This window comes from Pseudomonas chlororaphis, assembly GCA_001023535.1.
GTDB lineage: Bacteria > Pseudomonadota > Gammaproteobacteria > Pseudomonadales > Pseudomonadaceae > Aquipseudomonas > Aquipseudomonas chlororaphis_E.
Window position 1 is genome coordinate 5,860,418 of record CP011020.1, and the last position, 15,146, is coordinate 5,875,563.

Consider the following 15,146-nt stretch of genomic DNA (forward strand, 5'->3'; position numbering starts at 1 on the left):
GTGCCGCCGCCTTCGCGGGCAAGCCCGCTCCCACAGGGAATGGGTGGCGAACACAGCATCGAGGATCACCACTAGATCATTGTGGGAACGGGCTTGCCCGCGAAGGCGGCTTCACCCGCGCCGCAAATCCCCACCCCCAACCGAGGAGGTGGCCATGAAACCCATCGCCATCATCGGCGCGGGCCCGGCCGGTATTCGTGCTGCGCAAACCCTGGTCGCCCACGGTGTCTACCCCGTTCTGCTGGACGAGGCAGCCCGCGGCGGCGGACAGATCTATCGGCGCCAACCGGCCAATTTCAAGCGCTCGCCAGCCAAGCTCTATGGCTTCGAGGCGCAAAAGGCCAATGCCCTGCACCAGACCCTCGACGACCTGCGCGAACAGCTCGATTACCGTCCCGACACACTGGTATGGAACGCCGAGGGCGGTCTTCTGGACACCTTGCACGAAGGGCGCGCCGAGCGCCTCGAATACGCCAGCGTGATCGTCGCCACCGGCGCCACCGACCGCATCCTGCCCGTGCCGGGTTGGACCTTGCCGGGGGTGTACAGCCTCGGCGCGGCGCAGATCGCCCTGAAGTTCCAGGGCTGCGCCATCGGTGAAAGAGTGGTGTTCGCCGGCAGCGGACCTCTGTTGTATCTGGTGGCGTATCAGTACGCCCGCGCGGGCGCCCAGGTGGTCGCCGTGCTCGACAGTTCACCGCTCAGCGCCCAGGTCCGCGCTCTGCCCGGCTTGCTGGCTCAGCCCGTCACCCTGGCCAAGGGGCTGTATTACCGCGCCTGGCTGACGGCCCACGGCATCAAGGTGCGGCAAGGCGCCCGCCTGTCGCGCATCGACGGCACACGCCGGGTGCAATCGCTGCGCTGGCACAACGCCAAGGGCGAGCACACCCTCGAGTGTGACGCGGTGGCCTTCGCCCATGGCTTGCGCAGCGAAACCCAGCTGGCCGACCTACTCGGCTGCGGGTTTTCCTGGAACCCCCTCAACCGCGCCTGGCTGCCGCAACGCGACGGTGCCGGGCGTAGCAGTGTCCCCGGGGTCTACCTGGCCGGCGACGGCGCCGCCATCATGGGCGCCGACGCAGCGGAAATGGCCGGGGAGCGCGCCGCCTTGGCCCTGCTCGAAGACCTTGGCTACCGGATCGATTCGCAGCGCTGCCACCAACTGGAGCAAGCCCTGGAGCGCATCGGCCGGTTCCGGCAAGGCCTGGAGCGCGCATTTGCCTTCCCCGAAGGCTGGGCCGCCGACGCCGCCGATCAGCTGATGATCTGCCGCTGCGAAGAAGTCAGCGTCGGTGACATTCGCCGGGTGGTGGGCGAAGGCCATTGGGAGATCAACCGGGTCAAGGCCCATTGCCGGGTCGGCATGGGCCGGTGCCAGGGCCGTATGTGCGGCGCCGCGGCGGCGGAAATCATTGCCTGCGAGAGTGGCCGCCCGGTCTCCGACATCGGCCGCCTGCGGGCCCAGGCGCCCATCAAACCCGTGCCGTTCGGCCTGGAGGTGGCGCCATGAACGACGTCGACGTAGTGATCATTGGCGGCGGCATCGTGGGCGCCTCGGCCGCGTTGTTCCTGAGTCGGGCCGGACGCCGGGTGGCGCTGCTGGAGCGGGATTTCTGCGGGTCGCACTCAAGCGGCGTGAACTACGGTGGCGTCAGGCGCCAGGGTCGTCCCTTGTCGCAACTGCCGTTGTCGCAACGGGCCCATGAAATCTGGAGCCAGCTCCCCCAGTTGATCGGCATCGACGGCGAGTACCAGCGCAGCGGCCACCTGAAACTGGCCCGCAGCCTCGACGATCTTCGCGCCCTGCACGACTATGCCGCCAGCAGCCAGGGCTTCGGCCTCGACCTGCAACTGCTCGATCGCGATCAATTGCGTGCCCGCTTCCCGTGGGTCGGCGCCGTGGCGGTCGGGGCATCGCTGTGCCCGGATGACGGCCACGCCAATCCGCGCCTGGTGTCGCCGGCCTTTGCCCAGGCCGCCCGCCGGCACGGCGCACAAGTGCACGAACAATGCGCCGTCGACAGCGTGGACCATGACGGCCATCGCTTCACCGTTCAAACCCGGCCTGGCTTGGTGCTCCATGCGCCCTGGTTGCTGAACTGCGCCGGAGCCTGGGCGAGCCACTTCGCCGCGCAATTCGGCGAAGCGGTGCCGATGCACGCCGGGCATCCGGCAATGTTGGTCACCGAACCCCTGCCCGTGGTCATGGATGCCAGCACTGGCGTCGAAGGCGGCGGGATTTACGCACGCCAGGTCGCACGGGGCAATTGTGTCCTGGGCGGCGGCCAGGGTTTTGCACTGGACGAAGCCCGCGCCCGGCCCGGGCAGAATGCCGTGGTCGAAATCCTGCGCCAGGCCGTGGAACTCTATCCATTTTTGGAAGGCGCCCAGGCGATTCGTACCTGGAGCGGCACCGAAGGTTACCTGCCCGATCGCCAGCCGGTGATCGGCCCCAGCAGCACCCAACCCGGCCTGTTGCATGCGTTCGGCTTTGCCGGCGCCGGCTTCCAGATCGGCCCCGCGGTGGGCCAGGCGCTCACCGAGATCATCTGCAGCGGCGCGTCGAGCACGCCGCTGGATGCGTTTTCCATCACCCGGTTTCACTCCATCTCCGTTGCTTGATAGAGGAAGGTCGCGCCATGAATAACGTCAAACGCACTGCACTGCTGGGTTGTGCCTGCTTGAGCGCATCGCTCACCGCCGGCCAGGCATACGCCGAGCCAACGCTTTACCTGGGCATGAACGGCGGCACCATGGAACGGCTCTACGCCGACAAGGTCCTGCCGGCCTTCGAGAAAGCCAACAACGTCAAGGTGGTGATCGTGCCCGGTACGTCCGCCGACATCCTGGCCAAGGTCCAGGCCAGCAAAGGCAACCCGCAGATGCACGTGATGTTCCTCGATGACGGCATCATGTACCGCGCCATCTCCATGGGGCTGTGCGACAAACTCGAAGACAGCCCGACCCTGGCACAGATCCCGGCCAAGGGTCGTATCAAGGACCAGGCCGTGGCCGTCAGCCTCGGGGTGACGGGGCTGGCCTACAACACGCGGCTGTTCAAGGAAAAGGGCTGGAGCGCGCCGACCTCCTGGATGGACCTGGCCGACCCGCGCTTCAAGGACAAAGTGGTGTTCCAGTCGATGGCCTCGTCGACCTTCGGCCTGCACGGTTTCCTGATGTTCAACCGGATCCAGGGCGGCAGTGAAAATGACGTCGAACCGGGCTTCAAGGCCTGGCCGAACACCGTCGGGCGCAACGTGCTGGAGTACATTCCAAGCTCGGCGAAGATCTCTGAAATGCTGCAGACCGACGAAGCGGCGCTGTTCCCGCTCACGCCGACCCAGGTGACCGCGCTGAAACTCAAGGGCATGCCGGTGGAATACGCGCAGCCGAAGGAAGGCGCGGTGGTCCTCAACGTCGCCGAATGCACCATCGCCCAGAACACCCAACCCGAACTGGCGCAGAAACTCGCCGCCTTCCTGCTGACGCCTGAAGCCCAGGCCATTGCCCTGGAAGAAGGCGACCAGATCCCGTCCAACCCCAACACCCCGACCACCGACAAGACCCGTGGCCAGGTACAAGCGATGAAGCAATACCTGGAAACCGCCATTGCCGTGGACTGGGACCAGGTCAACGAACAGCGCCCCGCCTGGAATGCGCGGTGGAACCGCAGCGTCGAGCGCTAACCGGTATGGCGCGTGTGGCGAGGGGATTTATCTCCCTCGCCACAGGGTTTTGTAACAGAATAGCGGGCATCAGACGCTTCTGGATCGACAGCGACCGCTCCCCATGGATACCCTCACACGACTTCGCGCCGGCCAGCTCTCGGGCGTCACCCGCCTGGACCTGGCCTGCGGCCTGACACAGTTTCCCCCGGAAATCTTCGACCTGGCCGACACGCTCGAGATCCTCAATCTCAGCGGTAACCAGCTCGACGCGCTGCCCGACGACCTGCATCGGCTGACCCGTCTACGGGTGTTGTTCTGCTCGGACAACCGCTTCACCGAACTGCCCGAATGCCTGGGTCGATGCGACGCATTGACCATGGTCGGTTTCAAGGCCAACCGCATCGAGCGTGTCACGGGCGCCGCCCTGCCGCCGAAGTTGCGCTGGCTGATCCTGACGGACAACTGCATCAGCCAGTTACCCGATGAGCTGGGCCAACGCCCGGACCTGCAAAAACTGATGCTGGCCGGCAATCGCCTGCGCCAGTTGCCGGCCAGCCTGGGCCAGTGCCAACGTCTCGAGCTGCTGCGCATCGCCGCCAATCAATTGGACGAACTGCCGCCCGGCCTGCTGCAACTGCCGCGCCTCAGCTGGCTGGCCTACGCCGGCAACCCGCTGGAAACCCAGGCCGACCTCGCCGCATTGAGCACCACGACGCCCATTGACTGGTCGCAACTGACTCTGCAACACACCCTGGGCGAGGGTGCATCGGGCGTGATCCATCAAGCGCTGTGGCAGGCGCCGGGCCAGGCGCCTCGGACCGTCGCGGTGAAGCTGTACAAAGGCCAGATGACCAGCGACGGCTCGCCCCTGCATGAAATGCATGCCTGCATCACCGCGGGCCGGCATCCGCAGTTGATTGAGGTGTTGGGCCAGGTCGTCGGGCATCCCGAGCAACAGGCCGGGCTGGTGATGGCGCTGATCGAGCCCCGCTACCGCAACCTCGCCGGGCTGCCGAGTCTGGCCTCGTGCACCCGCGATGTGTACGCCGACGAATTGCGCCTCGATGCGCCCGCCGCCTTGCGCATCGCCCACGGCATCGCTGCGGTGGCAGCCCACCTGCACCGCCAGGGCATCACCCATGGCGATCTGTACGCTCACAACATTCTTTTCAATGACCAGGGCGACTGCCTGTTGGGGGATTTTGGCGCAGCGTCGTTCCACGCCACCACCGACACCGTGCAGACGCGTGCCCTGCAACGCATCGAAGTGCGTGCCTTCGGGATCTTGCTGGGGGAACTGCTGGCGCGCATCGAGCCGACGCCCGAGGGGGCGATGCAGGCAACGTTGCAAGGCTTGCAGTCACGTTGCTGTCAGCCGGAGGTGCTGGCGCGACCGGGTTTCGAGGAAATTGAAGCGCTTTTGAGCGGGTTGAAACGCTGACCGCGGCGAGGAAGCGTGCTCCCTCGCCACCCAAAGGGCTGCTTACCCCGCCAACCCGACAAACATGTCCTGCACGTCATCGTGGTTGTCGAGGCCTTCGAGGAAGGCTTCGACTTCAGCCATCTGCTCGTCGGTCAGGCCGCTGACCGGGTTTTTCGGCTGGTAGCCCAGTTTGGCCGACAACACAGTGAAACCCTGCTCCGGCAAGGCCTTCTGCACGGCGTCGAGGTCGGCAGGGTCGGTGAGGAACAGGGTCGCGCCCTCTTCCCCCGGCTCGAAATCCTGGGCACCGGCCTCGATGGCGGCCAGTTCCGGATCGGCATCCGGGCTGTCCGGCGCGGCTTCGATCATGCCCACATGGTTGAAGTCCCACGCCACCGAACCCGAAGCCCCCAGTTGGCCCTTGCGAAAGGCCACACGGATCTCGGCAACGGTGCGGTTGATGTTGTCGGTCACGCACTCAACGATCAGCGGCACCTGATGCGGCGCGAAACCTTCGTAGGTGACACGGTGGTACTGCACGGTTTCACCGAGCTGGCCCGAACCTTTCTTGATCGCACGTTCCAGGGTCTCGCGGGGCATCGAGGCCTTTTTCGCCTGCTCGACCACCAGGCGCAGGTGCGCGTTGGTCGCTGTATCGGCGCCGTTGCGCGCGGCAATGGTGATTTCCTTCACCAGCTTGCCGAAAATCTTGCCCTTGGCGTTCGCAGCCGCTTCTTTGTGTTTAACCTTCCACTGTGCGCCCATCACTCACTCTCTTGTCTGACGCGCCGAGACATCTGCTGGCCGGCGCTGTGGCGCCAGTTTATACGGCCTAAACCGGCTGATCGACCAAAAAATTCGGCCTGCTGGATCGACATTTGCGCAGCATCTTGTAGGGCCTTTCTGAAATAGCGCCGCACAGGCCCCGTTCCCGTCCACGGTTTCGTACCCTCTGCGCTTCTCCCCGCCAGTAAGAGCCGCGATGCGCAACGACATGGAAAGTCCTTTCAGCCTGACCTTCACGCAAAGCGATTTGCAGCTGCAAGTGCTACGGTTCAACGGCCGCGAAGCCCTCAACCAACCCTACCGCTTCAACCTCGAACTGATCAGCCTGGCGCCACCGATGAACCCCGACACGCTGCTGGGACAACCGGCCTTCCTGCGCCTGGACGCCGAATCGGGCATCCACGGGGTCGTCCACAGCGTCCACCTGAGCGCGCCCGCGTCCCATCGCATCGGCTATCGGGTGACGCTGGTGCCTTATCTCCAGCGCCTGGAACAAGGCCCACGGCGGCGGGTGTTCAACCGGCTCAGCGCCGTGCAGATGCTGCAGCGCCTGCTGGACGACCACGCCCTGCCCACCGACAGCTACCGCTTCGAACTGCCCCATGGGCAATACCCGCGCCGTCCGTTCTGCATCCAATACGAGGAAAGCGACCTGGCCTTGCTGCAACGGCTGTGCGAGGAAGAAGGCATCCACTACCACTTTGAGCACAGCCCCCAGGGCCATGTCCTGGTGTTTGCCGAAGACCCGCAGAGCTTTCCCCCTGCGCCGCTGGCATTGCCCCTGCGGCCGGACGCCAGCGCGGAGCCGGCGATCCAGCGGTTGTACCTGCGCCACCAGCCCATGACGCCCACCCCGCCCGGCGGGTTCAGCGACCGGGCCATGGGCGAGACCGAGGCCTTCGCCGCCAACCACGCCTTTGACAGCCCGGCTCACCAGGCCCTGCGGGGCGACCCGGCCCTGGCTCACCGTCACCAGGCCGGTCGTCGCCACCTTGAACGGCTACGCTGCCGGCAACGGGAGATCCACGGCCAAAGCACCCAACCGGCCCTGCGTGGCGGCCACCTCGTCCAGATCGAAGAACACCCGGTGTCAACCTTCAACGATCAATGGCTGATCGTTGACGTGCAACATCGCGGTCGACAGTTTTCCATCCTTGAACCGAACCTGCCCGCCACCCCGTCGACCCGGCAGTACCGCAACCGATTCACCGCCATCCCCTGGTCCACCGTGTTCAGGCCCGCCCTCAGGCATCCCAAGCCCCGCATTCCTGGCTATCACCTGGCCCACGTGCTCGGCCACGCCGGCCAACCGGCCAGGCCCGATGAACACGGCCAGGTCAGTGTCAGCCTGTGGGCGCCGGACCAGGAAGCCATCGCCCTGCCGGTGTCGCGATTATCGCTCGGCACTCCTCCTGTACTGACGGCGGGCAGCCAGGTGCTGGTGAGTTTTCTCGACGGCGATCCCGACCGGCCGGTGCTCTGTCCCGGCGTTTTCGACACCGGCGCTGGCTCGACCGCCGCACCGCAATCACCACAGCACACACCGGATGCCGGGCTGCTTTTGGACTGGCTTCTGAACCCGCCCGACCTTGCTCCCTGACAAAACGTGATCCAGCACAAGCAAACCCAGCGAAACGGGCTTACAGTAAACACAACGCCGCAAAAGACGGCGCTCTACCCTGATTGTTGGAGATACCTGCAATGCCCTGGAAAAACTCAGAAAGCCGCTACAGTACCGTCACGGTCACCTTGCATTGGTTGATGGTGGTCCTGCTGGCCGTGGTTTATGCCTGCATCGAGTTCCGTGGAATCTTCCCCAAGGGCAGCGGCGGTCGAACCCTGATCAAGGAAGCCCACTTCATGCTCGGCCTGACGGTGTTCCTGCTGGTCTGGCTGCGCCTGTTCGCCCGCAGCATGGGCAAGGCGCCGGCGATCTTCCCGGCATCGCCTGTCTGGCAGACCTTCCTCGCTCGCCTGATGCACTGGGCCCTGTACCTGTTCATGATCGCCATGCCGCTGCTGGGCTGGCTAATCACCAGCGCCGAAGGGCACCAGGTCATGTTCTACGGTTTCGACCTGCCGCTGATCACTCATCAGGACAAGGATTTCGCCAAACAGCTGGAGGGCTGGCACGTGCTGGGTGGCACCATCGGCTATTGGTTGATTGGCCTGCATGCCCTGGCGGGGCTGTATCACCACTATGTGGTGCGCGACAACACGCTGCTGCGGATGATGCCCAAGCGCGGCTGAAGACGGTCTATTCGAGCCCCCGGCGGCCTTGCAAGCCGCCGGTGTGCACAAAGATCAGGCGCGTACCTCGGGCGAACCGCCCGGCTTCGATCTGAGCCTTGAGCAGCATCAGCGCCTTGCCGGTGTACAGCGGTTCCAACTCGATGACGCCCGTGGTCGAAATGAAGTCGCTGAGCTGGGCATCGACCCGGGCAAAACCGCCGCGGCTGCCGTCGAGCAGTTCATAACGCGCCGGAGTCAGCCCGGCCGCCGTCACGATGCGCTCGACCTGCGACGCCACCCCGTGGTCCTCGGGCACGGCCAGCACCCCATACACCGGGCGCTCCCCCGCTTCGGCCAGCACCAGCCCCGCCAGCGACGTCCCCGTGCCGCACGCCAGCCACCAGCCGTGATAATCCGCCCACCCCAATCGCGCCAGTTGTTCGCGGACACTGGCCACCCACGCCATGCAACCTTGGGCGCCGGCCAATCCTGAGCCGCCTTCGGGCACGGGATACAACTGTGGATAACGCGCCTGCCAGGGCCCCCAGAAATCCGCCGCGTGGCGCTCGCGGTAGCCGCCATACCCCAACCAATGCAATTGCATGCCGAACGCGTTCAGGTCCCGCACCGTGGGCGTGTCCATGGGGTGACCGCGCAGCAGTCCGAGCGTCGGAAAGCCGAAGCGCTTGCCGGCAGCCGCCAACGCATGCAGATGATTGGAATAGGCCCCGCCCAGGCTCATCACCCCCTCGGCTCCCGCCTCCTGCGCCGCGCGCAAATGATGCACCAGCTTGAACCATTTGTTGCCGCTGATCAGCGGGTCGATCTGGTCCAGGCGCAACACCGCCACTTCAACACCGGCGAGGGCGAGCCAGTCGAGGGGCAAGGGTTCGAGTCGAGGTTGGGGATGCCAGTCGAGGGCGGGAAGCAGCATGGCGGCAGGCCGAAGAGAAAGACGCCGGAATCTTAACAGCTTGGCCGCAACGGGCCGGACAATACACAAACCTGAGGGAACGAACCGGCTCGCGAAAACGCTTGGTCAGTCACGATTGCAGTGACTGATTGGACGCCTTCGCAAGCAGGCTCGCTTCCACACATGGAGTCAGGTGAGCCCGCCCCCCATGGACAGACCTTACAACTGTGCCGCCAACCGCGACCCCTGGTTGATCGCGCGCTTGGCATCCAGCTCCGCGGCCACATCGGCACCGCCGATGAGGTGAACGGTCTGCCCCGCCGCTTCCAGGCCTTGCTGCAATTCACGCAGCGGATCCTGGCCGGCGCAGATCACGATGTTGTCCACCGGCAGCACTTGAGGCTCGCCGGCTTCACCGATGCGAATATGCAGGCCCTGGTCGTCGATCTTCAGGTATTCGACGCTGTTGAGCATCTGCACCTGCTTGTTCTTCAGGCCCGTGCGGTGAATCCAGCCGGTGGTCTTGCCCAGGCCGTCGCCAACCTTGGAGGTCTTGCGCTGCAACAGGAATACCTGGCGCGCCGGGGCATGGGGTTCGGCCTGGATCCCGGCCACACCACCGCGGGCCTGAAGCCGTGTGTCGATCCCCCACTCCTTCCAGAATGCCTCGCGGTCCTGGCTCGTGGCGACGCCCTGATGCACCAGGAACTCCGACACGTCGAAGCCGATACCGCCAGCGCCGATCACTGCGACGCTGCGGCCCACTGGCTTGCGCTCCAGGATCACGTCCAGGTAGCTCAACACCTTGGCATGCTCCACACCGGGAATCGCCGGCACGCGCGGCGCAATGCCAGTGGCCAGGATGATCTCGTCATAACCGCCGTCCACCAGGGTCGCCACATCCACCCGAGTGTTGAGGCACAACTCGACATTCGTGGTCTGCAACTTGCGATTGAAGTAACGCAGGGTCTCGTAGAACTCTTCCTTGCCCGGTACACGCTTGGCGACGTTGAACTGGCCGCCGATTTCGCTGGCCGAATCGAACAGGGTCACCTGGTGGCCCCGCTCGGCCGCCACGGTAGCGGCGGACAACCCGGCCGGCCCGGCCCCCACCACGGCGATCTTCTTCACCTGGGTCACCGGCAGGTAGTTGAGCTCGGTTTCATGGCACGCCCGCGGGTTCACCAGGCAACTGGTGAGCTTGCCGCCAAAGGTGTGGTCGAGGCAGGCCTGGTTGCAGCCGATGCAGGTGTTGATCTCATCCCCACGCCCCGCCGCTGCCTTGTTGACGAACTCCGGGTCTGCCAGGAACGGCCGCGCCATGGAGACCATGTCGGCATCGCCTTCGGCCAGGATCTGCTCGGCCACTTCCGGCGTGTTGATCCGGTTGGTGGTGATCAGCGGAATGCCGACCGAACCGCGCAACTTGGCCGTGACCTTGCTGAACGCGGCTCGCGGCACCTTGGTGGCGATGGTGGGAATCCGCGCCTCGTGCCAGCCGATGCCGGTGTTGATGATCGTCGCGCCAGCCTGCTCGATGGCCTTGGCCAGTTGGACGATCTCGTCCCAGGAACTGCCACCCTCCACCAGGTCGAGCATCGACAGGCGAAAGATGATGATGAAATTCGGGCCCACCGCTTCGCGTACCCGGCGAACGATCTCCACCGGCAGGCGCATGCGGTTTTCATAGCTGCCACCCCAGCGGTCGGTGCGGTGGTTGGTGTGGGCGGCCAGGAACTGGTTAATGAAATACCCTTCCGAGCCCATGATCTCGACGCCGTCGTACTCGGCCTGCTGGGCCAGCACCGAACAGGTGACGAAATCGCGGATCTGCTTCTCGATGCCCTCCTCGTCCAGCTCCTTGGGCTTGAACGGGTTGATCGGCGCCTGGATCGCGCTGGGCGCCACTTGCTTGGGGCTGTAGGCATAGCGCCCGGCGTGGAGAATCTGCATGCAGATCTTGCCGCCGGCCTCGTGCACGGCGCGGGTCACGATCCGGTGCTTGAGGGCTTCTTCTTCGGTGGTCAGCTTGGCCGCCCCGGAGTAGACGCCGCCCTCGTCATTCGGCCCGATCCCGCCGGTGACCATCAGGCCCACGCCGCCTCGGGCACGCTCGGCGAAATACGCCGCCATGCGTTCGAAACCACCCGGTTTTTCTTCAAGACCGGTGTGCATCGAGCCCATCAGGGTACGGTTGCGCAAGGTGGTAAAACCCAGGTCCAACGGAGCCAGCAGGTGCGGGTAATGGGCGGCGGTCATCGGTAACTCCACAACGGGCGATCACGGAAAAGGTGGAAGCTCTGCGGCCTCCCTCAGTCATGCCCCACAGCCTAAGAGCCGGACTGCGAGCGCTCAATGACCGTAACTGACAACTTCATGATCCAAATGTGCAGCGCGTGGACCACTGGCGCCTGAGGCCCGTCTGCACTGCCCCTGGCAAGGGCGCTTGGCCCCGGAGGGCTGTGAAGCTCGCGCTTACCTGCCGGCGACCACCCCCTCTGCATACGCCTGCATGCACTTTGGAACATGTGCATCCTTTGGCGAATGGCCGGTTTTACCGTACCCTGCGCCGTAATAACCGCACACGGCCGCTGACTGTTTACCCCATGCGCAAATTTCTGTACCTGCTGTTTTCCCTGGCCTTGGTCGCCGTCCTGATCACCTATGCACTGTGGACGGCGGATCGGCCGGCGGGTCATTACCTGTCGGACCTGCGCATCAACCTGGCAGTCGACCAGGGCACGCCCACCGACCGCGGCAACCTGCTGGGCATCCAACCCGAACTGTTCCCCACCGATTACCAGACCCCCGAGCGCCTGCACCGCAAACTGGCGGCCTACCTGCAGGCCGCGCGCGAGCAGGGTTTGCTCAACGAAAAAACCATCGTGGTATTGCCCGAGCACATCGGCACCTGGCTGATGGTCAGCGGTGAAAAGGACGAGCTGTACCAGGCCACGACCTTCAAGGAAGCCATGAACTGGCTGGCGGCGAGCAATCCACTGGCGTTTATCCGAGCGCTGCTCAGCACCCACGGCGAGAACCGCCTGGACGATGCCTACCTGCGCATGAAAGCCCAGCGCATGGCCCACGACTACCAGGCGCTGTTTGGCGGGTTGGCCAAGGAGTTCGGCGTCACCCTGGTGGCCGGCTCCATCATTCTCCCCGAGCCCAGCGTCAGCGAAGATACGCTGAAGGTGGGCGCAGGCGCGCTGTACAACAGCAGCCTGGTGTTCGGCAGCGATGGCCTTCCGATGGGCCAGCCACAACGCCAGCGACATCCGGTGTTCGAGCAACGGGACGTGTTGGAGGCTGACCGCCCGGACGCCATCCATGTCGTCGACACCCCCGCCGGGCGCCTGGGCGTGCTGATCGGCAGCGACAGCTGGTACCCGGTCCACTACCGACAGCTCAACGAGCTGGGCGCACAACTGATCGCGGTGCCCGCCTTCGTCATCGGGCGCGATACCTGGGACAAACCCTGGAGCGGCTATAAAGGTCTGTCCACGCCCAGCGAAGTGAGCCTCAAGCCCGGTGAAACCAGCGAAGGCCAGGCCTGGCATCGCCTGACATTGACCAGCCAGTTGCCCATCAGCCAGGCCCGAGGCGGCGTCAGCGTGTTCCTGCGGGGCCAGTTCTGGGACAGTGGCAGCAGCGGCCAAAGCTTCATCAGCCACGACGGCCAGCATTTCCCCGATGGCCAGGCCCGTGGCGCACGCCTGCTGAACCTTTGGCTGTGACCATGAAGCCGCAACCGATGCGCCTGGGGGATTTATCGGTGGGCTTCGTCCATAGCCTGGCAGACGCGATCGCCAGCCATGGGCATGATCCCCAACCGTTGCTCGAACAGTACGGCCTCGATGCCACGCGCTTGGCCGAACCCGGCGCACGCCTGTCGATCCCTCGTTATATGCGCCTGGGTCACGCCGCCATCCAGCAGACCGGCAACCCGGCCCTGGGCCTGCGCATGGGCCAGCTCAGCCGATTGAGCCAGGCCGGGCTGGCAGGTGTTACCGCCGCCCAGGCACCCACCGTGCGCGAAGCCGCCCGCTGCCTGATCCGCTTCGAGCCACTCTATGGTTCCAACTACCGCGGCCAATCCAGCTTCCACGAGGATGCCCGGGGCGCCTGGCTGCGGTTCTATTCCATCAGCCCGTACAACGCCTACAACCGCTTCGTGGTGGATTCGATCGTCGCCGGCTGGCTCACCCAACTGTCCAGCGTGAGCGGCATCGCGCTGCGACCGGAGCGCATCGACATCGAATTCGAAGAGCCGGCGTACCTGGAAGCCTACCGCGTGCTAGGCGACGGCCCGATCCAGTTTGGCGCCGAGCAGAATCAACTGCGCCTGGGCCTCGACAGCCTGGCCCAGCGAAACCCGCAGCATTGCCCCAGTACCTGGCAACACCTGGTTCAGTTGTGTGAACGGGAATTGGAACAGCTGACCCGCACCCGCAGCCTGCGCGAGCGCATCATCCAACTGTTGGGACCCTTGCTTAACGGTGGCCGGGAGCCCGACCTGGAAGAAGTGGCGGCGCGCCTGAAGCTGCCCACCTGGACCCTGCGCCGCAAGCTGGCCGAAGAAGGTACGCAGTTTCGCGCCATCCTCAACGACACACGCCGCGACCTGGCCATGACTTACATTCGCGATACCGAACTGGCGTTCGGTGAGATCGCCTACCTGTTGGGGTTTGCCTCAGCCGAGGCATTCCAACGAGCCTTCAAGCGCTGGAACGCACAAACGCCGGGAGAGTTCCGGCGCAGTCACAGGGCACATTGAGTCCAAGCGCCCGTGTAGGGTTCATGCTGTGCCGAGGGCTTACAGCTCCGTTGCATCTTCGGCAGGTTCCAGCGGGTCCAGTTCGTACGCCTGGTATTCCAGCAGCTCTTCCTGATAATCGTCCATTGCGTGTCCTTCCCCTTTCATTGAAACCAATGCCTGATGGCCTTGGAGTCAGAATAAAGCTGCTTTATGAATAAAACATGAAGCCTAGGCTTCATGTTTTAAACGTAGCACAGCGCCGGGAAATTAGCGCAAGCAGGTGTAACAGCACGTGCCAGGCTGACCACCCACCTCAATATCAAGGAAGCGGCTGGATGGCCTCGGTCGGGGGTGGCAGGTCGCTGGCCGGTGGCGGCGTGATGACCTCCATCGTCGACTCCGGAGCTACCGAGGGTGCGTATTCGGCAGGCGCAATCGGCGCGGGTTCGCTTGGCGGGGCCACCGGTTCGGAGGCGGTCGGAGCGGTGTCCGCCGGCGCGGCGCTATCCGTCGGCGTGGCCGGTGCGGGCGCGGGCGCTGGTTGCGACTCGGCGGCCGGCGCAGGGGCCAGCGCAGCCGGTTCCGCCTTGGGTTCCGGCATCCCCAGTTCAGCTTTCGGCTTGTCGGCATTCTCGACGTTCTTCTTCGCCTCGGGCGGCAGGAACACCTCCACCAAGGCAAAGAAGCGCTCATAGAACTTGGCCGCCGACACGGTTTCGCTGGCGACCTTGACCATCGCATCATCGGACGAGCCGATCGGCATCGACACCGAACCCAACACGCCGACGCCCAGGCTCGCAGAGTTGTTGGTCTTCTTCAGGGCATAGCGGTCCTGCAAGGCGTTGGCGAACATGGTCGCCCGATGCCCCGGCCCGCCATCTTCGGCACAGACCAGGTTGAAACTGATCTCCAGGTGGGTTTCACCGGTCTGCTGGAAGCTCTTGTGGCCACTGACCAGTTTCGGATCGCTGCTGGTGATGATGTAGCCCTGGCTGAGCAACGCCCGACGCCCGGCCTCGCAGGTCGCCGTATCGCTGACGGGATAAGTGCGCGAGAACGTACCGGAATCATCGAAGCTCTCGTGCTCGTAAATCGCGGTTTTCTTGGACGAGCAACCGGCTGCGGCGACCAGCGCCAGTGCAAGCCCGAGTGTGCGCATTTGAAATGATGTGAACATTGAACATCCTGAGGAAAACGATCCGGGGCGTATTGTGCAACAGAACGCGACCTGACAGCGTGAGTAATCTTGTTTCAAGGGGGTTACAAGTCTACTGAGGGTTGTTTGCAGGAAAAAGACGCCAATCCAGTGTATCGACGAACGCCCCTTCGAAAGCAACAAGCGGATACAAAAAGACCCCGGCGTTT

12 protein-coding genes are annotated in these 15,146 nt (G+C 64.6%); 8 read left to right on the top strand and 4 right to left on the bottom strand.

The window, feature by feature from the left end:
- The first annotated feature begins 154 nt into the window (after positions 1 to 154).
- From VM99_25575 to VM99_25590, 4 genes are all read left to right on the top strand, one after another.
- A complete protein-coding gene (locus VM99_25575) occupies positions 155 to 1,510 on the top strand; it encodes a (2Fe-2S)-binding protein (protein ID AKK01268.1) in 1,356 nt (451 codons plus the stop codon).
- Positions 1,507 to 2,622, top strand: a complete 1,116-nt coding sequence (locus VM99_25580; GenBank protein ID AKK01269.1) for an FAD-binding oxidoreductase — start codon at positions 1,507 to 1,509, stop codon at positions 2,620 to 2,622. The genes VM99_25575 and VM99_25580 overlap by 4 nt, the downstream gene beginning before the upstream one ends.
- Positions 2,623 to 2,639: 17 nt before the next feature.
- Entirely contained in the window at positions 2,640 to 3,686 is a 1,047-nt protein-coding gene (locus VM99_25585) for a spermidine/putrescine ABC transporter substrate-binding protein (GenBank protein ID AKK01270.1), read from the top strand.
- Positions 3,687 to 3,789: 103 nt separating this feature from the next.
- Positions 3,790 to 5,109 (top strand): protein kinase, encoded by a 1,320-nt coding sequence (locus tag VM99_25590; protein ID AKK01271.1) that lies wholly within the window; start codon positions 3,790 to 3,792, stop codon positions 5,107 to 5,109.
- 42 nt (positions 5,110 to 5,151) lie between these two features.
- Here VM99_25590 and VM99_25595 read toward each other — a convergent pair whose 3' ends face one another.
- On the bottom strand, positions 5,152 to 5,856 hold the full coding sequence (locus VM99_25595) for a transcriptional regulator (GenBank protein ID AKK01272.1): 705 nt from the start codon (positions 5,854 to 5,856) through the stop codon (positions 5,152 to 5,154).
- 217 nt (positions 5,857 to 6,073) lie between these two features.
- Between VM99_25595 and VM99_25600 the strand changes: the two genes are divergently transcribed.
- Positions 6,074 to 7,477, top strand: a complete 1,404-nt coding sequence (locus VM99_25600; GenBank protein ID AKK01273.1) for a type IV secretion protein Rhs — start codon at positions 6,074 to 6,076, stop codon at positions 7,475 to 7,477.
- A gap of 101 nt (positions 7,478 to 7,578) precedes the next feature.
- Complete coding sequence (locus VM99_25605) at positions 7,579 to 8,127, top strand: cytochrome B561 (GenBank protein ID AKK01274.1); 549 nt, start codon at positions 7,579 to 7,581, stop codon at positions 8,125 to 8,127.
- Between the two features lie 7 nt (positions 8,128 to 8,134).
- On the opposite strand, the gene VM99_25610 is transcribed toward VM99_25605, so the two are convergent.
- Both VM99_25610 and fadH read right to left on the bottom strand, forming a co-directional pair.
- The gene (locus VM99_25610; protein ID AKK01275.1) at positions 8,135 to 9,043 is read right to left on the bottom strand and encodes a 1-aminocyclopropane-1-carboxylate deaminase; all 909 of its coding nucleotides are present in this window, start codon (positions 9,041 to 9,043) and stop codon (positions 8,135 to 8,137) included.
- A 198-nt stretch (positions 9,044 to 9,241) separates the two neighbouring features.
- Positions 9,242 to 11,281: a 2,4-dienoyl-CoA reductase gene (fadH, locus tag VM99_25615; GenBank protein ID AKK01276.1), complete on the bottom strand. Its 2,040-nt coding sequence runs from the start codon at positions 11,279 to 11,281 to the stop codon at positions 9,242 to 9,244.
- A gap of 347 nt (positions 11,282 to 11,628) precedes the next feature.
- On the opposite strand from fadH, the gene VM99_25620 reads away from it, so the two are divergent.
- Together VM99_25620 and VM99_25625 are read left to right on the top strand one after the other, a co-directional pair.
- Positions 11,629 to 12,759 (top strand): carbon-nitrogen hydrolase, encoded by a 1,131-nt coding sequence (locus tag VM99_25620; protein AKK01277.1) that lies wholly within the window; start codon positions 11,629 to 11,631, stop codon positions 12,757 to 12,759.
- A 2-nt stretch (positions 12,760 to 12,761) separates the two neighbouring features.
- A complete protein-coding gene (locus VM99_25625) occupies positions 12,762 to 13,799 on the top strand; it encodes an AraC family transcriptional regulator (protein ID AKK01278.1) in 1,038 nt (345 codons plus the stop codon).
- A gap of 301 nt (positions 13,800 to 14,100) precedes the next feature.
- Here the strand turns inward: VM99_25625 and VM99_25630 are convergent, their stop codons facing one another.
- Positions 14,101 to 14,958: a lipoprotein gene (locus VM99_25630; GenBank protein AKK01279.1), complete on the bottom strand. Its 858-nt coding sequence runs from the start codon at positions 14,956 to 14,958 to the stop codon at positions 14,101 to 14,103.
- Positions 14,959 to 15,146: the final 188 nt, after the last annotated feature.

Coding starts and splice junctions, on each gene's coding strand:
- VM99_25595 (AKK01272.1), bottom strand. CDS start 5,856: ATGGGCGCACAGTGGAAGGTTAAACACAAAGAAGCGGCTGCGAACGCC.
- VM99_25590 (AKK01271.1), top strand. CDS start 3,790: ATGGATACCCTCACACGACTTCGCGCCGGCCAGCTCTCGGGCGTCACC.
- fadH (AKK01276.1), bottom strand. CDS start 11,281: ATGACCGCCGCCCATTACCCGCACCTGCTGGCTCCGTTGGACCTGGGT.
- VM99_25600 (AKK01273.1), top strand. CDS start 6,074: ATGCGCAACGACATGGAAAGTCCTTTCAGCCTGACCTTCACGCAAAGC.
- VM99_25620 (AKK01277.1), top strand. CDS start 11,629: ATGCGCAAATTTCTGTACCTGCTGTTTTCCCTGGCCTTGGTCGCCGTC.
- VM99_25580 (AKK01269.1), top strand. CDS start 1,507: ATGAACGACGTCGACGTAGTGATCATTGGCGGCGGCATCGTGGGCGCC.
- VM99_25575 (AKK01268.1), top strand. CDS start 155: ATGAAACCCATCGCCATCATCGGCGCGGGCCCGGCCGGTATTCGTGCT.
- VM99_25630 (AKK01279.1), bottom strand. CDS start 14,958: ATGTTCACATCATTTCAAATGCGCACACTCGGGCTTGCACTGGCGCTG.
- VM99_25605 (AKK01274.1), top strand. CDS start 7,579: ATGCCCTGGAAAAACTCAGAAAGCCGCTACAGTACCGTCACGGTCACC.
- VM99_25610 (AKK01275.1), bottom strand. CDS start 9,043: ATGCTGCTTCCCGCCCTCGACTGGCATCCCCAACCTCGACTCGAACCC.
- VM99_25585 (AKK01270.1), top strand. CDS start 2,640: ATGAATAACGTCAAACGCACTGCACTGCTGGGTTGTGCCTGCTTGAGC.
- VM99_25625 (AKK01278.1), top strand. CDS start 12,762: ATGAAGCCGCAACCGATGCGCCTGGGGGATTTATCGGTGGGCTTCGTC.